Source organism: Thalassotalea nanhaiensis (genome assembly GCF_031583575.1).
GTDB classification, from domain to species: Bacteria; Pseudomonadota; Gammaproteobacteria; order Enterobacterales; family Alteromonadaceae; genus Thalassotalea_A; species Thalassotalea_A nanhaiensis.
The window spans coordinates 2,234,134-2,254,877 of record NZ_CP134146.1 but is presented as its reverse complement, the minus strand read 5'-3'; the positions used below and the strand labels follow the sequence as shown (position 1 = coordinate 2,254,877).

The 20,744-nt window shown below is 36.9% G+C and carries 15 protein-coding genes and 3 tRNA genes; 9 read left to right on the top strand and 9 right to left on the bottom strand.

The window, feature by feature from the left end; all coding sequences use genetic code 11:
• The first annotated feature begins 17 nt into the window (after positions 1–17).
• The 4 genes from RI845_RS09890 (at position 18) to RI845_RS09875 (ending at position 5,998) form a co-directional block, all read left to right on the top strand.
• On the top strand, positions 18–1,487 hold the full coding sequence (locus RI845_RS09890; RefSeq protein ID WP_348386015.1) for a WS/DGAT domain-containing protein: 1,470 nt from the start codon (positions 18–20) through the stop codon (positions 1,485–1,487).
• Between the two features lie 198 nt (positions 1,488–1,685).
• Positions 1,686–2,858 carry a WD40/YVTN/BNR-like repeat-containing protein gene (locus tag RI845_RS09885; protein WP_348386014.1) on the top strand — a complete coding sequence of 391 codons (1,173 nt, stop codon included), beginning with the start codon at positions 1,686–1,688 and terminating at the stop codon, positions 2,856–2,858.
• Between the two features lie 12 nt (positions 2,859–2,870).
• Positions 2,871–5,285: an efflux RND transporter permease subunit gene (locus tag RI845_RS09880; RefSeq protein WP_348386013.1), complete on the top strand. Its 2,415-nt coding sequence runs from the start codon at positions 2,871–2,873 to the stop codon at positions 5,283–5,285.
• Positions 5,286–5,356: 71 nt separating this feature from the next.
• A complete protein-coding gene (locus RI845_RS09875; protein ID WP_348386012.1) occupies positions 5,357–5,998 on the top strand; it encodes a TetR/AcrR family transcriptional regulator in 642 nt (213 codons plus the stop codon).
• A gap of 63 nt (positions 5,999–6,061) precedes the next feature.
• Here RI845_RS09875 and RI845_RS09870 read toward each other — a convergent pair whose 3' ends face one another.
• Entirely contained in the window at positions 6,062–6,991 is a 930-nt protein-coding gene (locus RI845_RS09870) for a LysR family transcriptional regulator (RefSeq protein ID WP_348386011.1), read from the bottom strand.
• A 179-nt stretch (positions 6,992–7,170) separates the two neighbouring features.
• Between RI845_RS09870 and RI845_RS09865 the strand changes: the two genes are divergently transcribed.
• Positions 7,171–7,581, top strand: coding sequence for a hypothetical protein (locus tag RI845_RS09865; protein ID WP_348386010.1), 411 nt, complete (start codon positions 7,171–7,173; stop codon positions 7,579–7,581).
• A 77-nt stretch (positions 7,582–7,658) separates the two neighbouring features.
• On the opposite strand, the gene RI845_RS09860 is transcribed toward RI845_RS09865, so the two are convergent.
• A complete protein-coding gene (locus RI845_RS09860; protein WP_348386009.1) occupies positions 7,659–8,591 on the bottom strand; it encodes a LysR substrate-binding domain-containing protein in 933 nt (310 codons plus the stop codon).
• A gap of 191 nt (positions 8,592–8,782) precedes the next feature.
• On the opposite strand from RI845_RS09860, the gene RI845_RS09855 reads away from it, so the two are divergent.
• Positions 8,783–10,339 (top strand): arylsulfatase, encoded by a 1,557-nt coding sequence (locus RI845_RS09855; protein WP_348386008.1) that lies wholly within the window; start codon positions 8,783–8,785, stop codon positions 10,337–10,339.
• A gap of 271 nt (positions 10,340–10,610) precedes the next feature.
• Here the strand turns inward: RI845_RS09855 and RI845_RS09850 are convergent, their stop codons facing one another.
• The 4 genes from RI845_RS09850 to RI845_RS09835 all read right to left on the bottom strand — a co-directional run bounded on the left by RI845_RS09850 (position 10,611) and on the right by RI845_RS09835 (position 16,106).
• Entirely contained in the window at positions 10,611–11,123 is a 513-nt protein-coding gene (locus RI845_RS09850; RefSeq protein WP_348386007.1) for a flavodoxin family protein, read from the bottom strand.
• 193 nt (positions 11,124–11,316) lie between these two features.
• Positions 11,317–12,885, bottom strand: coding sequence for a long-chain-fatty-acid--CoA ligase (locus tag RI845_RS09845; protein WP_348386006.1), 1,569 nt, complete (start codon positions 12,883–12,885; stop codon positions 11,317–11,319).
• 144 nt (positions 12,886–13,029) lie between these two features.
• Positions 13,030–14,640, bottom strand: coding sequence for a GMC family oxidoreductase (locus tag RI845_RS09840; RefSeq protein WP_348386005.1), 1,611 nt, complete (start codon positions 14,638–14,640; stop codon positions 13,030–13,032).
• 68 nt (positions 14,641–14,708) lie between these two features.
• Complete coding sequence (locus tag RI845_RS09835; RefSeq protein ID WP_348386004.1) at positions 14,709–16,106, bottom strand: coniferyl aldehyde dehydrogenase; 1,398 nt, start codon at positions 16,104–16,106, stop codon at positions 14,709–14,711.
• Between the two features lie 212 nt (positions 16,107–16,318).
• Here RI845_RS09835 and RI845_RS09830 point away from each other — a divergent pair, with 212 nt between their 5' ends.
• From RI845_RS09830 to RI845_RS09820, 3 genes are all read left to right on the top strand, one after another.
• Positions 16,319–17,380, top strand: a complete 1,062-nt coding sequence (locus RI845_RS09830; RefSeq protein ID WP_348386003.1) for an AraC family transcriptional regulator — start codon at positions 16,319–16,321, stop codon at positions 17,378–17,380.
• Between the two features lie 131 nt (positions 17,381–17,511).
• The gene (locus tag RI845_RS09825; protein WP_348386002.1) at positions 17,512–18,690 is read left to right on the top strand and encodes a CaiB/BaiF CoA transferase family protein; all 1,179 of its coding nucleotides are present in this window, start codon (positions 17,512–17,514) and stop codon (positions 18,688–18,690) included.
• Positions 18,691–18,803: 113 nt separating this feature from the next.
• Positions 18,804–19,838, top strand: coding sequence for a helix-turn-helix domain-containing protein (locus tag RI845_RS09820; RefSeq protein WP_348386001.1), 1,035 nt, complete (start codon positions 18,804–18,806; stop codon positions 19,836–19,838).
• 462 nt (positions 19,839–20,300) lie between these two features.
• Here RI845_RS09820 and RI845_RS09815 read toward each other — a convergent pair.
• The 3 genes from RI845_RS09815 to RI845_RS09805 form a co-directional block, all read right to left on the bottom strand.
• Positions 20,301–20,377 (bottom strand) — tRNA-Met (locus RI845_RS09815).
• Between the two features lie 146 nt (positions 20,378–20,523).
• A tRNA-Met gene (locus tag RI845_RS09810) sits at positions 20,524–20,600 on the bottom strand.
• A gap of 45 nt (positions 20,601–20,645) precedes the next feature.
• A tRNA-Met gene (locus RI845_RS09805) sits at positions 20,646–20,722 on the bottom strand.
• Positions 20,723–20,744 lie beyond the last annotated feature (22 nt).

Here is a 20,744-nt window from a genome sequence, read left to right as displayed (position 1 = left end):
AACAAGAGAAAATGAACATGCCTCGCCAATTACACAGTATCGACCGTATTTTTTTAGATATGGAAACACCGGACAACTCAATGGGGATCACTCCTTTATATTTTTATGACCCGAGTGGGTTAGCTAATGGCACGTTTAACATAGAAGCATTATTAGAACATATTGATCAATGTGTACGAAGCATCCCCGTTCTTTGCGGTAAATTACATCGTACCCCCTTAGATCTAGACAACCCTTATTTGGTTGAAGATAAAAACTATGACGTAAATAATCACGTTACCCATTATGTATTAAAAGACAGCTCAAGCATTAAAGATTTATCTAATGCCATTACGCAATATCAAGAAAGAACATTAGATACTTCCAAACCACTTTGGGATGCGATGGTGATCAGTGGTATAAATATTAAAACCCTACCTAAAGACTGTTTTTTAATCGCACTTAAAATTCACCATGCTGTTGCTGATGGCATGACCTTAATGAATTTAACCGCAAAACTTCATGGCCAAATTAAAATCGGAGCACCAGTAAAACTCGCTTCAAACAGCAGTTTACTATCAGGTGGATTACTAGGTATGGCATCTCGAGTATTTGCTAATAACCTTAAACAATCAATTCAACTGGTAAATCCTTTACTAAAGGTTGCTCCAAGATTAAGCGTTAATGCCATTAACTACTTTTTCGACAATTTGAATCAATCCAGTGAGCCCGTAGCACAAACTCGTTTTGCCGGTAATGTTACGCCAAAACGTGTGTGGGGTTATACACCATTGGCTATTGAGCCACTTAATCGTGTACGTAAGCTATTGCCTTCGTGTTCGCTGAATGATGCGCTGTTAACTGTTATCGCCGGTGGTTTAAGGGAATACCTAGAAAGCAAAAATGAATTACCAGAATTTGCAATGAGAGCTATGGCTCCAATAAATGTTCGCTCTGAAGGCGAAGTTGGTGCTGCTGGTAATGAAATATCAATGATGTCGTTGTCACTGCCAGTAGAAATTGCCGATCCGATGGAGCGTCTAGTTGAAGTAATTAAATTTACCTGTAATGCAAAAGATCAACAGCTTAAATTAGGTTCTCGTAATGTGTCAGAACTTGCCAAAAACCTGCCTGCAGCGTACTTAAGCTATATGAACAAAATTGTAAGTAGCTCTTCGGCTAATAAAATGGTTTCAAAATTAGGCAATACGGTAGTTACCAATGTACCGGGTCCTAAAGAAGAATTAAATATGCTAGGTGCACGTTTGATTAATATGGCTGGAATTGGTCCTGTTAGTGATGGCGTAGGTTTACTGCATGGTGTAATGAGTTACAACGGCAGCATGGTGGTAAATGTTGTTTCGTGCCCTTCAATGATACCTGACATCAAATTTTACATTGAATGCATCAAAAATAGTTACGAAAAATTATTAGAAGCTGCCGATGCTCGTTATGCCAACTTAATTGACGAACAATTCGGTCAAGCGTTACTTAATGAAACGCATTAATAGAAAAATAAACAAAATACAAAGTAAGCGGTCAAGACAAAACCGCTTGTTGTATTCGTTGACGGTTAAACATAACCAGAAACACCGTATGAAGGCCGTATAACTGATAGTTATCAATTCAGTCTGAAATTTAGCCGCTTTAATAAGTGGCTAAATTATTTATTAACAAATCAGTATAAAGAAATTGAGAAAAAACTTATGAAGTATCTACAAAATATTATGCTTAGTAAACGTGTACGAGACCCATTCGTACACTTTATATTTGCTTGTGCAGGGATTTTTTTTACCACTATTGTGTATGCACAAAGTGATGCATTGGAAGATAGCTCACAAATGTCTGACAACGCCGAACATAGCTTATTGATGGACATCAGTAAAACTGAATCAAAGTTAATAGCGGTGGGTGAAAGAGGTCATATTGTTTACCAGAATGCAGGTAGTAACGAATGGTTACAGGCACAAGTTCCTGTACGAGTTACCTTGACTTCAACGTTTTTTATTGATGATTTACATGGCTGGGCTGTCGGACATGACGGCGTTGTCTTATCAACTACTGATGGCGGAGAACAATGGCAAAAGTTACTTGACGGTATAGCGGTTAATAAAATGATGATTAATCACGGCGAAAAGTTACTTGAAAGTACTCTCAAAGCCATTGAAGTTGCAGGGGATGACGAATTAGATGAGCTAAATGAAGCGTTAGAAAATTGGCAGTTTTTTGTTGATGATGCTTATGCGTTTAGCGATGAAGGCGCGAGTCGTCCATTTCTAGATGTTTGGTTTCAAAATAAAAACGAAGGCTTTGTTGTAGGGGCATTCGGCTTAATTTTACGTACCGTTGATGCTGGTAAAAGTTGGACTCCATGGACTGAGAAGCTAAATAACTTTGACGGTTTTCATTTAAATGCAATAGAGCAAATTGGTGATGACTTATATATTGCTGCTGAAGCCGGAACCTTATTTCGTTCTATTGATAAAGGCCAAACATGGCAGTCACTAGAAAGCCCGTACGAAGGTTCATTCTTTGGCATTGTCGGTCATTCTGATAAAACCTTAATTGCCTTTGGCTTACGCGGTAATGCTTATATTTCTTATGATAAAGGCATTGACTGGGAAAAAATAAACACTTCCGTTGAATCAAGTCTTTATGGCGGACATACCATAAATGAGAACCAGTTTGTTTTAGTCGGTGCTGGTGGTGCCATCTTGCATATCGATAACAAAGGCCAGGTGATTAAAAGCCACACAAGTCAGTATAAATTACCAATTAGCTCAGTGATTACTGAAACTGCAATCAACGGGAAGCCTTCTCGTCTAATTATCAGCGGTATTGGCGGTATTCAAACTATAAATCAAGTAAGTAAAGGCTAAGGGGATAATTTCATGAATAAAGATAAATTAACCAATAAACAAAACCGCTTAGAGAATACTCTTGAAGCATTCTTTTTTAATTTTAGGCCGTTACATTTAATTATATTTGCCGCCCTGACTGTATTTTTTATTATTCAGGCGAGTGAAATTAAGCCAAGTGCAAGTTTTGAAAAAATGATCCCTAAAGATCATGAGTATATAGGAAATTTTCTAGAGCATAAGGCTGACTTAAACGGCCTTGGAAATGCCATTAGAATTTCTGTAGAAAACACGCAAGGTGATATCTTTAACAAGGAATATCAGCAAGTATTAAGCAAAATACATGATGAAGTATTCTATATTCCTGGGGTTGATCGATCAGCGCTTAAATCTATTTGGGCATCAGGTGTTCGTTGGATGGAAGTAACTGAAGACGGGTTTTCTGGTGGTCCGGTAGTCGGCTCTGATTATAATGGCTCGGAACAGTCGCTGTTACAACTTCGTAAAAATGTAGAAAAATCGGGCCAAATAGGTGCATTGGTAGCGAACAATCTAAAATCGGCGGTAATTTATGCGCCACTATTGGAAAAAGATCCTGAAACAGGATTAGCGATTGATTATCAGGTATTTTCACAACGCTTGGAAACTTTAATTCGCGATAAATATCAAACCGACACAATAAAAATTCATATCACGGGGTTTGCCAAAGTTGTTGGCGATTTAATTGATGGTTTAGCTCAAATTGCAGTGTTCTTTGCTGCAGCTTTGTTGATCACTTTCGTACTGTTGTACTTGTATTCATCTTGTTTACGCAGTGCATTAATACCTTTAGTTTGTTCGGTAATCGCGGTTATTTGGCAATTAGGTTTACTTAAAACTCTTGGTTTTGATTTAGACCCTTACTCAATGTTAGTGCCTTTTTTAGTATTTGCTATTGCTGTTAGTCATGGCGTTCAAATTATTAATGCCATTGCCCATGAAAGTTCAAATGGTGCAGATAAGAATAAAGCTGCACGTCTTGCATTCAAGGCCTTGTACTTACCAGGGCTTATCGCCTTGATAAGTGATGGCGTTGGTTTTGCTACTCTAATGGTGATTGAAATTGAAGTGATTCAAGATCTAGCTATTGCCGCAAGTTTAGGTGTAGCAGTGATCATATTATCAAATTTGGTGTTACTGCCAATATTAATGTCTTACGCTGGCGTAAGTGCTAAGTCTGTGCAAAAACAAATACATGCAGAAGAACATGGCAAACATCGAGTTTGGAATTTCCTTGCCAGTTTTACCGCACCTAAACGAGCCAAGGTCATTATATATTTAACCGTAGTAGTTTCATGCTTTGGTGTATTTTTAAGCCAAGATTTACAAACGGGCGATCTAGACTCGGGAGCACCTGAGCTGCGCCCTGATTCAAGGTATAACTTAGATAATGCTTTTATTACTGAAAACTACAGAACAAGTACAGATATCTTCGTTGTAATGGTTAAAACCCCACAAGATCAATGTGCAAATTACCTTGCCCTTGATGCAATTGATCAATTGCAATCGCGTTTAAATAAATTACCAGGGGTTCAGTCAACCACATCTTTGGTTGATAAAACTAAACGAATTATGTCTGGTAACAACGAAGGCAATATCAAATGGTATGCGCTAAATCGAAATCAGGTGTTATTGGACCAAGCATCAATTCGTACACCTGAAAGCTTTAATTCTGATTGTTCTTTGGTGCCGCTGTTTGTTTATCTAAATGATCATAAAGCTCAAACGTTAACTACTGTGGTTGAAGCCGTAGAAGAATTTGCAGCTGAATTTAATCGTGATGAATTGATATTTAAACTTGCTGCCGGTAATTCCGGTATTGAAGCAGCAACAAATATCGTAATAGAAGAGTCACAATATAAAATGCTGTTCTGGGTTTATGGTGTAGTTGGCTTTCTATGTTTAGTTACGTTCCGCTCAATTCGAACAGTTCTATGTATCATTATACCTTTAGCAATTACCTCGTTGTTGTGTCAGGCATTGATGGCACAAATTGGCATTGGGGTTAAAGTAGCAACGTTACCTGTAATCGCATTAGGTGTAGGAATAGGGGTTGATTATGGTATTTATATCTATACCAAACTTTTAACTTATTTAGATGAAGGAAAGACGTTAAGAGATGCTTATTTCAATACGCTTAAAACTACTGGTAAAGCTGTTGCATTTACAGGTATTACGTTAGGTATTGGTGTTGGTACTTGGTTCTTTTCACCAATTAAGTTTCAAGCTGACATGGGCATATTGCTTACCTTTATGTTTATTTGGAACATGTTTGGTGCCTTGGTAATGATCCCTGCGTTAACCTGCCTGATTAATAAAAAGGTAGTAAAAAATCGCGAGCATGATCATACAAATAGTAAATATATCGAAGAAGTAACCAGTGTAATTGAGTTTGAAAAAGCCAGTTAATCTCGTTATCGAGCTCGCAAGTAAGGTTGCAAATACGTGTATTTGTAACCTTACTGCCAAGGAATAATAAATTGAAAACTAAAGATAAAATTTTAATTGCTAGTTTGGATGCTTTTGCAGATGAAGGTGTTGGCCAAATATCTACAAACCATATTGCGGATATTATGGATATCAGTCCAGGCAACCTTTATTATCACTTTAAGAGTAAATCAGAAATAATTGCAGAATTATTAAGATGTTTTACCACGGATTTTGTTACATTTTTTAAATCTGAGTCGGAAGCTATTTCAACTAATCAATCTATGTGGTTGAAGTTAACATTAGGCTTTCAATTAATGGACAAGTACCGATTCATATTTTGCGAATCAAGCTATATCTTAAACAAATACCCTGAGCTAAGAAGGTTATTTGCTAAAGCAATGCAAACGACAAAAACAGCAATAGATACATTTTGTCAGCATTTACAAAAACAACATATAGTGAACGCTGATGAACAAGAAATTATTAGCTTGGGTAATAACATGCATTTGTTGTTTACTCAGTGGCCTAGTTATATTGCTGCAAGTGTTAGAAATGGTCTTATAAAGGATGTGAAAGGCTCCGATGAGCACTTATTCATTAAACAGGGAGTAAATCAAATATTAAATTTAATTTATCCTTATCTTAATAATGAAGACAAGGAGCTATTGATCGGTATTCAGCAGAGTGCTTAGTGCAAACGCTACATATTTTTTATTGTGGATTGGTGTTTCAATATAACTAAACACATATCAGAGTTAATTTAAGTTCTTAGTTAAAAACAACTGCTTTAGCCATTGATGAGCTTCACTGCTGGCAATTCTGTTGTGCGAAATTAAATACAGATCAAAATATTTTTGTTCAGCATTATCAAAATTATAAACTGGTTTTATTTGTTGGCTCATCGGATTTGAAAACATCAGCAAATTTGAGCCAATAAACAAATAGTCTGAGCTGTTCATAACCTCAATTAAAATGTGCATTTGACTGCTTGTTACTATGGTCGTTTTTACATTTTCTTTGCCAAACAGTAATTTATTTAATGGGTTTTCGGCCTTTACTTTATCCCCTGATTTTATCAAGAACTCAACAAACTTGTATTCTAAACAGTCTTGCAGCGTAACCTGCTGGGAAAATAATGGGTGATCATTCTTAGCATATATTATTGGACTAACTTGTTTTAAATGAATAACTTCAAAATTATCGTCATTTGGCTTTTCAAAGTGCACAACGAAATCAAGATCACCAGATTCGAGTAATGAAAATGGATTAAGTACTATTTGTTGTTCATTGATACGTATATTAGGCGCTTGGTTTACCAATTGATTAATTAGCGGCAATGTAATTGCGTGACTTAATATTGAAGGTACAGAAATATTAAAATTTTTATTACTCGTCTTTGGATCAAAACTTGTGCTTTTCATTATGTTTTCAAGAGCGTCAATAACACCAGGGAGCAACAGTTCCAATTCTTTCGCTCTTACGGTAGGAATAACACCTCTGTTGGTTCGGTAGAATAGGGGATCGTCAAATAGATCTCTAAGTCTATGCAGTGTTTTACTCATCCCCGATTGAGATATGCAAAGCTGCTCAGCTGCTCTACTGATGTTTCGCTCTTTGAGTAAAACACTTAATGGTATTAATAAATTTAAATCCAATCTGGAAAGTTTCTTTTCAGTATCACTCATACAATGTCCAATTATTAGATAGTATCCCTGGTCATATCTGGCTTGATAATAATTCATTAGACGGAATATCTCAAACTCATTATTATCTGAGAAATATCTCGACTAATTGAAGTAAATACTGAATTTGAGTTTCGGTTAACAATTAGTTTTCATCAATGAGACCACTAGGAAAATATTTTATGTTTAAATTCAAATCACTTGCGTTCATATTTATTGGTTTATTTACAAGCCAAGCTATAGCTGGTTCTACTGTAATGGAAGGGGTAATTGAAAAGGCTGAAGTTATTACAACTAAAGTAGGCAGTGACGGAAAACCATTACTTGGTGCAGCAGTTGGTGTTGGTATTGGCTCAGCGTTTGGCTCTGGTAGTGGTAAAGATGCAGCGAAGATAACTGGTGGTTTACTAGGTGCAAGAAAAGCAGCGCAAAAGAAAAAAGAAATGTTATATGGATGGCGCTATATTGTAAAAGCGAATGATGAATTGCATGTTGTTGATGCATGGTGTGATCAACCAAGCCAACAATGCTCAGGTGTTGTTAAAGGTAAAGAAGTCTATATCATTAACAATAAAGAAGTTGTAGAAAAATAGTATTACTAAATGAATATTCAGTGACTTTAATTAGAGTCACTGAATAACTTAATTTAAGAAGCCACCTTTTGTATTCATTATTTGGACAAAATATCTTTGCTACGGCAAGTTTCAAGTAATAATTCTCTTATCCATCTGTGTGACTGATAGCGTTCCATATCCCAATGCCAGTTCATATAAATACTTGCAATACCAGTATGAAACGGGGGCTCAAACCAAATTAATTCATTTGCTAAAGGTTGATAATTTAATTCAGTTTTTGGGATCACACCGATATAGTCGGTCATTCTTACTATATTAAATGTATCGCTCATGCTTGCCCCGGTAAAGCCAACTTTGCGTTCACCAAATTCATTATTCATGATTGATAAGGGATGAATATTATCTTTGTGTGGGATTAACACTGCATGCTCTTCGCTTAGATAATCATCGAGTGTTATTGATTTCTTGTTTTTTAATCTTGGATGGTTTTTTCTAGCAATCACAACAACTTTTTCTGAATATAAAATGTCATTGTTACACGCTGAATGCGATAATTTTAGATGTTCGATACATAAGTCATATTCTCGGTTACGCAATGAAGTCTCTGCATCATAAATAATATCGGACGTAACGGTAAGTTTTACCCCTGGTGCTTGTTCAAAAAGTGCTTTGGTAAAATCGAAAATAAACAGTCCATTATTAATATAGGTGAGGTTAATTCGATATTGCATCGTAAGCTTTGATGGATCGAATGAGCCTTTAACTGGGAGAGTTCCTTTAATTTCTTCAAGAACCTTGCTTATCACTGGTTGAATTAAAGTTGCTTTCATAGTGGGGTGCATTTTACGACCTTTGCGTTCAAACAGAGGGTCGTTATACATGTGTTGAAGTCTTTTCAAGGCTTGTGATACAGCAGGTTGAGTCATTCCGAGGCTTGTAGCTGTATGGCTTAAGTTCTGTAAATGGATCAGCCCGTCAAAAATTAACAGTAAGTTCAGATCTACACTTCTAAGGTTTATGTCCGTCATCCAGTCAGCCTAAATTGATTCAATAAGTTACAAACGCCAATGTTTATTAAAAGTCAATATTCATATATAAGCAATGCTTATAGTTATATAGTAAGCAATACTTTTTAATTATACAAATTGTTCAGTAAAATTATTTTGAAATTTAAGTTCATTCAGAACTTTATCGTTAATAACTTACATAGGTTTCAATTATGACTTTGCTAAACAAATTCAGTAAAATCGTAGCTGGTGTTTCCCTGATTGCAATGTCAGGTGCTGCATTGGCAACAACTGATACATCACGTCCAAACATTCTTGCTATATGGGGAGATGATATTGGTCAGAGTAACATCAGTGCTTATACGCATGGCATGATGGGCTATCAAACTAAGAACATCGACCGCATTGCTAACGAAGGTGCACTTTTCACTGATTACTACGGTGAAAACTCATGTACTGCTGGCCGTGCAGCTTTTATTACAGGTCAATATCCAGTACGTACAGGTTTGACTAAAGTGGGCTTGCCTGGTTCAGATTTAGGTTTACGAGCTGAAGATGTCACTATCGCAGAGTTATTAAAAGATCGTGGCTACACTACTGGTCAATTTGGTAAAAACCACTTAGGTGATAAAGATGAATTTTTACCAACAAACCATGGTTTTGATGAATTTTTTGGTAACTTATACCACTTAAATGCCGAAGAAGAGCCAGAACATCCAGATTATCCAAAAGATCCTGCTTACAAAAAGCAATTTGGTCCACGTGGTGTGCTTCATACCTATGCTGACGGCAGAATTGAAGATACAGGTCCATTAACAAAAAAACGTATGGAAACTGTAGATGATGAATTTTTAGCTGCAGCGACTAAATTTATGGATAAAGCTCATAAAGCAGACAAACCATTCTTCGTGTGGTTTAACTCATCTCGTATGCATGTATGGACTCATTTAAGACCAGAGTCAGAAGGTATTTCAAAACGCGGTGGTTTATACGGCGACGGTATGATGGAGCATGATTATCAAGTAGGCGTTTTATTAGACAAACTTGATGACCTTAATATTGCTGATAACACTATTGTACTTTATTCAACGGATAATGGCGCAGAAACGTTCTCATGGCCTGATGGTGGTTCTATTCCATTTAAAGGTGAGAAAAATACAACGTGGGAAGGTGGCTTCCGTGTACCAGCAATGGTTAGATGGCCGAACAAAATTCCAGCGGGTCAATACAAAAATGAGATCGCATCTCATATGGATTGGGCTCCAACGTTCCTTGCTGCTGCTGGCGTAACTGACATTAAAGAAAAGCTGAAAAAAGGTACACAAATTAATGGTAAGCAGTACAAAGTACATTTAGATGGTTATAACATGCTTCCTTACTTAACAGGTGAAACAGATGAAGCTCCACGTCCAAATTATATGTACTTTACTGATGGTGGTGATTTATCAGCAATTCGTGTTGGCGATATAAAACTACAATACTCTATGCAAGAGTGTCACGGTTTATCAGTTTGGATGTGTCCATTAACACCACTACGTGCTCCTTTGATCACAAACTTACGTCAAGACCCATATGAGCGTGCTCGTGATGAAGCAGGTGGATATGATAAGTGGTATGCTGAGCATATGTTTGAAATTACCCGTGGTATTTCTGAAACAGCAAAAGAAATGAGAACATTTGTTGCTTTCCCTCCACGTCAAGTACCACCAAGCTGGTCAGTAGATGGCATGGTAAAACAAATATTCAGTATGAATGAACCTCAATATTAATCGAATGATTTAAATTGAGTAAATCCAACAATTAACTTGAGTTGGGTTTGATAAGAAAAAGCACGACTTGTTTAAGCCGTGCTTTTTTGTGTTTTAAAGTATTTGTCAATTAGATTTACGCTAATGTGAAAGGGCAGTGTAGTAGGAAGAATTCGCAACCAAAATAACGATACAAATACTCAAATGCCTGAACCTGAAAGCCACTTCCTGAACTTGTTTCAGGATCTATCATTAACTAAGTGCTAAATTAACCCTTTCAAAATAGCATTATTTAAAACAATGCCTTAAAGCTATTGAGGTCATCGATATAATATTTTTCCTGATAGCCATCTGAGCAGTCGGCATGCAAAAAGCCGCCGTAATTCATGCCAAGATACTCAAAGGTATCTTTAAAAGCACTGATAAAAGAGTTAGACACTTCGGTACTTGCTGAGCTGCATACTACGTAAGCTGCTTTACCCCTGAGACGTCGACCTGAGTCTAATAAATGAGGAAGGTCTAATAAGTCGGATATACGGTCGAGAAACTTTTTCATTGTAGGCGTTACTGAGTACCAATACACAGGTGATGCGAAAATGATTTTTTCATAAGACAAGATTGTTTCTATCAAAGTCAGGAAGTCATCATCTTGGTTGTTATAGTTATAATCATATTCACTAACGTTGTACTTGGACAAATCGATTATATCGATATTGGTGTTCGTATTAATAGCGAGCCTGTTTAATAGTTTTTCAGTATTTCCATTTGTTCTAGCGCTTGAAAGTATTGCCACAGTATTATTCATATTGTTTATTCCTAGATTAAAAACATTTTAAATTCATATCTAGGGTAATACCTCAGGTTAAGTTGAGATCAAGTGATTATTTTGAATAAATTAAAAAAAATACACCTAAGCGTAAAGCGTAAGGTGCATTTTGTAATACAAAGAAAAATACATTGTTTAAACTTTCTACTGTATGGTTTACGGCGGTTAGAGACTAATTTATATTGCGTTCTTGATCTTGCCAGTAAACTTCACGTAATTCATTTTTCTGTATCTTACCTGCACCGGTTATTGGGAACGGTTCATTTCTAAATTCAATTGATCTAGGTACTTTATATCCGGCGATATATTCACGACAAAAATCGATGATATGCTTTTCGGTAACGATCGTATCTGGTTTCGCACGAACAATGGCATGTACAGATTCACCCCATTGTTCACTTGGAATACCAATTACCGCAACTTCGTGTACGTGAGGGTGCTTTGAAAGAGCACTTTCAACTTCGGCAGAAAATACATTTTCACCACCTGAAACAATCATATCCTTTACTCTATCGACTAAAAAGATAAAGCCTTCTTCATCCATATAACCTGCATCACCAGTGTGCAACCAGCCATTTGCTAATGCATTACTCGTTTGTTCTGGGTTATTCCAGTAACCCATCATTACATTTTCACCTTTTGCACAAATTTCACCAACTTTATGAGGAGGCAATTCGTTATCATTCTCGTCTCTGATAGTCACATTTACGCTTAAACAAGGTCTGCCTGCAGAGCGAATTTTACCCGACAATGGGCCTTCTAAGGTATGGTATTTAGCCGGAAGTATAGAACAAGCTGGTGATAGCTCTGTTTGACCGTAAGCTTGTACAAACCCTACATTTGGTAATTTCTCCATTGCATCAAGAAGTGTTCCTTCTGGCATTGGCGAAGCGCCATAAATTATTTGGTTCAGCGTGCTTAAATCAGCTTCTAACAATGCTTTATCAGCCAATAACATACTGATCATAGTAGGTACCAATAAACAATCGGTCACCTTATCTCTTTCTATGCAGTTAATCACATCCGGTACATTAAATGCCGGTACAATTGTCATAGGTACTGCTGCAATAACACTGCTCCAACACATTGCGCCTGCTGCTAAATGAAACATTGGGCCAGCTACCATCATCATTGAATGGTTTTCTCTGCCGTAAAATTTCATTTCGGCCATTATTGCAATTGAGCTTACTGAAATATTTGTGTGTGACAGCATTACGCCTTTTGGAAAGCCTGTAGTTCCACCAGTATAAAATATGCCAAGCATGTCGCTAGGATTACTATCAAAAGCATCAATAGCAGCATTTTGTTCGATCATATCTTCATAGTTCAGCATACCATCAGGGGTTTCATTGTCTCCAAGGTATACAAAGTTTTTGATTAACTCACATTGGTCTTTAAGTTGTTTTCCTGTTTCATAAAATACATCGTCTACAAACAACATTACTGACCCTGAATCATTTAATGCGTATTGGTTTTCTTTTACTGACCAACGATTATTCAGTGGAACGAGTACAGCTCCTGCCCAGGCTACCGCGTAATAATATTCAAGGTAGCGATCTGAGTTTAAGGCTAGAATCGCCACTCGTTCTCCTGGCTTTACTCCCGCATTATGCATCCCTGATGCAAGAGACGCTACTCTGTTTTTAAATTCATTCCAGGTATGAGTTCTGTCTGCACATTTTACCGCGATTTGATCGCGAAATACTTGAGCGTTTCTTTGTACTGCTTGGGTAAAAATCATGTTTTATCTCTATTCGTTCTTTTAATTATTTTCTATTGCAGCAGTTGCTGTTTTTAGCATTAACTGCGCTTATACACTGATACTAGAGAGTTTTAGTTTGTTCACAATGACAAAAGAAAACCCTTTAATTAACAATTTATTCACCTAAGAATGCTGGTTATCTTGTTTGATCATATCGGCAGCTTTTTCACCTATCATGATTGTTGGCGCGTTTGTATTTCCGCTTATAAGTGTTGGCATAATCGAAGCGTCTACGACTCTTATCCCTTCTAACCCATGAACCTTTAAACGATCATCTACCACAGCCATCTCATCATTACCCATTTTACAAGTACCAACAGGGTGATATGCATGAGAGGCGTACTCACGTAAATATTTTTCGATTTCTTCATCATTGTTAAAACGCTTTGGTGGGTGTAAAGGCCCTTGAATGTGTTCATTCATTAATGGGTGATCAACCATTTGTTGAGCTTTTTTAACGGCATCGACTAATTCAGCCATATCCTCAGGATGCTCTAGTAAATTTAATTTAATGTTTGGAGCCGATAAAGGATTTGAATCCTTAAGAGTCACTTCGCCTCTGCTTTTTGGTCTTGATATGTTAACCAGTAAGCTAAACCCCCAATTAGTCATTAATTTGTAATCACGAGCATGATCTCGATATGCCATAGGCACCGAATGAATTTGAAAGTTTGGTACGGTCATCTGTTCATCAGTTTTAAAGAAACCACCAACGGGAGTAGGTGGGTTTGCAAACCAACCTGTTTTATTTGCCAAATATTTGATTAAAGCGCCGCAACCTTTAGCAATACCTATAGGGTTTAAAGCCAAGCCCGCTTTTGTTTTACTTTTGTAAACCAACATAACATCTGGATGCTCTTGCAGGTTTTTACCAACACCGTCTAATGAATGAACAACATCGATATTATGCTGCTGCAATTGAGCCTTAGGACCTACACCAGATAGAAGTAATAGTTGTGGAGAATTGAAGCTACCACCACAAACCAACACTTCTTTTTTGGCGTTAATGGTAAAGGTTTTGCCATTAGTAATGTATTCAACACCAACAGCACGTTTACCGTCAAAGATAATGCGTTGAGCTTGAGCACTCGTTTTAATGGTTAGGTTTTTTCGCTGCTTTATTGGTTCGATGTAACAAGCATTGGTACTAGCACGTTTACCATTTTTAGTAGTAAATTGATAAATACCAACGCCTTCTTGGCTTGAACCATTAAAATCAGAGTTGAACGCATACCCTTGTTCAAGAATACTTTGTTTAAAGCTGTCACAAACATCAAATTCACTGACGCCGTCACTTACATGTTGTGGACCACGATTATCATGATACTCATCTGCACCACGTTCATTGTTTTCAGCTTTTTTAAAATAAGGCAGAACCTGCTCATAATCCCAATCTGTATTGCCCAGCTCAGCCCAATGATCAAAATCTGATTTATCACCACGCATATATACCATGCCATTGATACTACTTGAGCCGCCAAGGGTTTTTCCCCTAGGCTGATAATGAGCTCGGTTATTTAATGATTTATCTTTCTGTGTATTAAACTGCCAGTTCCAAATATTGATTTTAAAATCCTGGACTAAAGCTGACATTCCAACTGGTATTGAAATAAACGGAGTTTTTCCTGGAGTCCCGGCTTCAAGTAGACATACGCTAATGTCTTTATCTTCACTAAGGCGGTTGGCAAGGACAGCACCAGCTGAACCACCGCCAATTATTATATAATCATGCATAGTTTTTCTCTTGTTGATAAATTTTGTTTTATTGTTGTTATTAAATTTTCTGCTGAGTATTTTTTAAATTAACTACGCAGTAAGAACTTTACTATTGGCTTAATTAAGCTGTTGTTATAAGGGGGGCTAGTCCATTTACCTGGATAAAATTTTCCACGAGTCAGCACTGTTTTTGCTTTTGAGAGGGCTTTAAAGCCTTCTGGTCCGTGATAATGACCAATGCCTGATTCTCCAACGCCACCAAACGGAGCATCATCACACATTGCATGGAACAACACTTCGTTAATGCTGACCCCTCCAGAATGAGTGTTCTCTAGAAGATATTGTTGGCTCTTTTTATTAAAGGTCATAATGTAAAGGCCAAGAGGGCTGGTTTTATTGTTAATGTATGAGGAAACTTCTTCTAAATTTTTATAAGTTTTAATTGGTAAAATCGGACCAAAAATTTCTTCTTGCATCAATTGCATGTCATCAGAAACATTGGATACTAAGTGAGTAGCCATTAAGCGAGTCGCAGCATTACCTTCGATATTATTGGCTGACGTGATTGTTGCGCCTTTTTGTTTCGCATCATTTAATAAATGTTGAAAACGTTGGAAATGACGATCACTATGAATACTGGTGTGATCTTTATTGTTAACAAAATCAGGAAACAATTGTTGAAACTTTTTACAATAGGCTTGTATGAATTCATTTTCTTTATCCGCTGGACAGAAAATGTAATCTGGAGCTAAACAAATTTGGCCGGAATTAAAGGCTTTACCAAATACAATACGACTAACCGCATCATCAATGTCCATGTCTTCACCAATAATTACTGGACATTTACCGCCAAGCTCAAGTGTTACTGGCGTTAAGTTTTTAGCTGCAGCGCTCATAACATGTTTACCGACAGTGGTAGAGCCGGTAAAAACTAAATGATCAAATGGTAGTTGTGAGAATTCAGCTGATACACTTGCTTCACCTTCAACCATTGATACTAAGTGTTGATCAAATGCTTGTGCAATAATTTTTGCAACAACCTTATTAGTAGAAGGGTTAAATTCAGACATTTTGATCATTGCATGGTTACCCGCTGATATAGCCGTTACCAACGGTGCAAGTGTTACCGTGAGGGGGGCATTCCAAGAGCCAATGATGCCTACTACACCTAGAGGCTGGTACATTACTTTGACTTTAGCGCCGCCTAACAATAAACCTGAATGGCGCTTTTCTGATTTCATCCAACCTTTAAGTTTTTTACATGAATAATTGATGTAATTGATGGTTGGTAAAATATCAAGGAGTTGTGATTCTGTGCTGCTGCGTTGTCCAAAATCATTATTTAAAGCAGCACACAACTCATCTTGGTGCTCTAATAAAGCAACTTTTAATGATTGTAAGCGTTTAATTCTTTCTTGTTTTGACGGCATAGGCGACTGCAAATAAGAGTCTTTATGCTTTTTTAACTGTGTTATTAACTTCATGATTTATAAATATTAATCCGTGATGTTTGATTTTTATAATTGTTTTTAAATTCATTGAACTAGCAATTTTGTTAAACTGATGTGTGCTAGGAATTGAGCTGATGTTACATTTGATTATCATTTTCAAATACTCTTGAGACGACAACGGGGTACTCTTGAGGCGACAAGGATGTTAGAGTATGAGAATTGTTTTCAATTGGAAATTTTTAATAGTGCCCAAGTTTCAATCTCAGTTTGACCATTTAACAACTGCCGATGATGAAGATCTTATCTATGTTTCGGCCACATATTTATTAATGATGCTACCGCTATTAGATGAATATGAAATTGATCAAATAGGGTTTTTCGCTGATGAAGGTGTTGATGTTGCTAGACTTGGCGATATTGGCTATCAGGTCCAAAATAAGGTTTCCTGTATGCTTTGGCAAAAGCTATATGACTTAACCTTGGATGAAAATGTAGGTATTAAAGCAGGTCGATTTGCCAGCCCTAAAATATTCAATATTTTAGGGCCTTCAATGGGGTTAACCCAAACGCCATTAGAAGGTATGGAAACTATGTTTCGTTTTTTCCGTTTGTTTTCAAATGCGGCGAGAATGTATTTAGTTAGAATTAAGGCAGGTTATCGTTTACAAATTAACGTTTTAACTAATCTTGAAGTACCAAAAGCCAATATTGACGCTTTCTTTTCAGCTTTTATTACCATGTGTCGGCAGCATTACGGTGACGACTTTTCGCCAATTTCTATGAAAGTTCCATATCCTGAAATTAAAGATAAAACCTATTTTCAACGTTTTTTTCGCTGTCCAGTTGAGGTTTCAGCCAATAAGTTAGAAATGGTTTTTGCTAAAGACTTGCTCGAACGTAAGGTTTCAAATATCACTGGCCTTGCTTCTGGTTTATTGCCTACTGTGTCAACTAAAGCATTAAAGGACGGACTAAAAAAAATTGATAAGTATCATTTGATTGATCAAGTGAAAATTTTGGTGAAACAGAATTTAGCGACCGATGAAGCATCTATTACTAATATTGCTGCTCGCTTGCATATGAGCGAAAGGACATTACAAAGACGGCTGGCAAGCCATGAATATAACTTTAGGAGTTTAACGGAAGATTGTCGGCAAGAATTAGCATTAGATTACGTACCTAATTCTGATTTGTCTTTAACGGACATTAGCCATTTACTTGGTTTTTCAAACTATAATAATTTTGCCCGAGCATTTAAGCGCTGGACTGGGTCGTCTCCAAAATCTTATCAGTCATCAAATACTTAAGGGCTAGCTCCGCTGTTCGATAAGAGATAAAGTAAGATTTGTTCATAGATTGGTGTTATTTTGTCATTGTAGTTAAAGTTGTTCTCGCTTAATTTGTCGCCATTAATTTAATTAAGCGGATAGACAAACCCATGCCATTAAAATCTCTTAAAGTTCTCGATTTCTCAACGTTATTACCCGGCCCATTTGCAACTATGATGTTAGCTGATATGGGGGCAGAGGTTCTACGAGTAGAATCGCCTAACCGTCAAGATCTTACCAGAATATTGCCTCCTTTAGATGAGCAGGGCGTATCTTACATTCATCAAACTCTAAATCGCTCTAAGCGGTCTATTGGCTTGGATTTAAAAAAACAGGAAGCCGTAGATTTAGTCAAAAAGATGGTGACAGAGTATGACATCGTTATTGAACAGTTCCGTCCAGGTGTTATGCAACGTTTTGGTTTGGATTATCAATCATTAAAAGAGATTAATCCTAAATTAATTTATTGTTCTATTACTGGTTATGGCCAAACTGGTCCGTATAAACACCGTGGTGGCCACGATATAAACTACTTAGCAATTGCTGGTGTAGCCAGTTATACCGGTACTAAAGAAACCGGGCCTGTTCCTGTTGGTTTTCAAATTGCAGATGTAGCAGGTGGGTCAATGCATGCTGTTAACGGCATTCTTGCCGCAGTAATAGAACGTCAAATTAGTGGTGAAGGACAATATATAGATATCAGTATGACTGATGCAGCGTTTGCTTTGAATGCTATGAGTGGTGCTGGTGCGCTTGGCAGCGGTATTGCTCCCGGACTTGAGCAAGAAACACTAAATGGTGCTTCTTTTTACAACCATTACGAAACTAAAGATGGTCGTTATTTTTCTGTTGGTAGTATTGAACCTGCGTTTATGCAGCAACTTTGTCAAACCATAGGTAGAGAAGACCTGATCAAAAATGGTTTTGACTACAGTGCTGAATCACAAGCTCCGTTAATCGCGGCATTAAAAGGTGCATTTATACAGCACGACTTTGACTATTGGCAAGACGTATTCGTTAAGCTTGATGCCTGTGTTGAACCTACTTTAACAGTGGTAGAAGCGGCCGAACATCCGCAAATGCAAGCGCGAAATATGGTTGTTGAAGTAACTACAACAGATAACAATAAAATCAAGCAAATCGCGTCACCAATTAAATTTTCTAGAAACCAGCCTAACTACACCTCTGCAGGTTGTCGCGTAGGTCATCATAATCAGGAAGTTTTAACTGAGATGGGTTTCAATAATGATGAGATTGAAACCATGCAAGAAAATGGCGTATTAGGATAATTAATCCCTGATACATTATGGTTTTATGCTCATTCAAAGTATCTCATTTTAGATATTTAACTTAAAAGGAACTCTCTAAATCGAGAGTTTCATTAGTTTTAAGGGTTTTTTAGATGCACCAATTATTAGCCAACAGTTATAGTGGCACATTAAAGTTTTTACAGCCGACGATTGAAAAGTATGGTGTTGATGTCGATTCAACATTAATTGAAGCTGGTATAGATATGAATAAATTCAATTCAATTTATAAGCGAATACCTTCTCATTTGAGTAGTAATTATATTGATTTGGTTGTTAAGAAAGCGTCACCTATAGTTGCGATTAAAGCCTGTGAATATTTGAATCCGGCGATATTCCAATCGTTTGGAACTGGATTGTTATTTAGCAATTCTTTAAATGACTTTTGCCATCGTTATACAAATGGTTTTCCATTTATTACTAGCTCAATAAAGGTTAATTTTATTCAGGACAGTTTTGAAAGTTATTTAACATTTGATGAGAAAACCTATTTTAATGACATAAACTCAAATTTTTATTCTGATATTTTTGCCGCTTTAACATTAACGTTTATAAAATTAATGATTGGTGCTGATTTTAAGGCAAAAAAAGTTTGTTTAACCTGGACGCCTGAAGATGAAATGATACAGGAATATATTGATTGTTTTGGTGAAAATATAGAGTTTTCAGCAGATAAAACTAAGGTTGTTTTTGATTCTAATACGTTAGATGTTGAATTGCCTTTTGCAAATGACAAACTTGCAAAACAATCGGATAAAATGGTGGACGAATTTTTGAAACGTAGTAGTGCTTTTAATTTTACTTCTAAAGTAAGTAATATTATTTTGAAGTTATTGCTTGATGGCAATTGTAGCAAATTATTAGTGGCTGAAATTTGCGGGATATCAGAGCGCACCCTCAATAATAAATTAAACGCGGAAGGTACTAACTTTAAAAGTATCGTTGAGAAAATTAGAAAGTCATATTCAATTTATTACTTACAAGAAGGCAAATTAACGCCAGAGCAATTAGCATTTAAATTAGGTTATTGTAACTACGGGAACTTTTCTCGAGCGTTTAAAGCTTGGTATGGAGTTTCACCATTGCATTATAAAAATACACATAAAAAAGGCATGCGTTTAGCAAGTTAATTGTTTTCTTAATTTACAGGTATGAAAGCCCTTGTAGGGCTTTTTTAGATTTTTATCGTGTTTGCTGAGCATTGGTTGCGGAGACCTTAGGTGAATATCGGCAGCGGTTAAGTAACGAGATAACAAATTTAACGATTTTAAAAAATTGATAAGTAAATTCTATATATGCACAGTACGTTCGATGAGGTCCCTCATCTCGCTTATACTCGCGGGGGATGACGGTGCATTTTTTCTAAATCTTTGAGGCTCAAAGAGTGAAATTATCAAACTCCAGATACGAAAAAAGCCCGTAAGGGCTTCTTTTTCGTAGTTTGTTGAGCATTGGTTGCGGGAGCGCTGTTCTGGTATAAGTGAACTGACGACCTTCGGGTTATGCTTTTTGATTAACCCATTAATGACATTATCAAACTCCAGATACGAAAAAAGCCCGTTAGGGCTTCTTTTTCGTAGTTTGTTAAGAATTGGTTGCGGGAGCCAGATTTGAACTGACGACCTTCGGGTTATGAGCCCGACGAGCTACCAGGCTGCTCCATCCCGCGTCCGTGGTTCTCTCAAACTAATTGTCATATTACAGTATTTTCTAAAAATTAATTTGTTGTGGAGCCCTTATTTTGATGTTAGCGAACTGATGAGTCAGTAACACTTACAATATTAAAGTTCCTACATTCCCTTAATTAAAGAAAATTGGTTGCGGGAGCCAGATTTGAACTGACGACCTTCGGGTTATGAGCCCGACGAGCTACCAGGCTGCTCCATCCCGCGCCTGTAATATGTTTGAATTCAGAAACTCTTTTATAATCAAAGAATTGGTTGCGGGAGCCAGATTTGAACTGACGACCTTCGGGTTATGAGCCCGACGAGCTACCAGGCTGCTCCATCCCGCGCCTGAATTCGATGCGTACTATA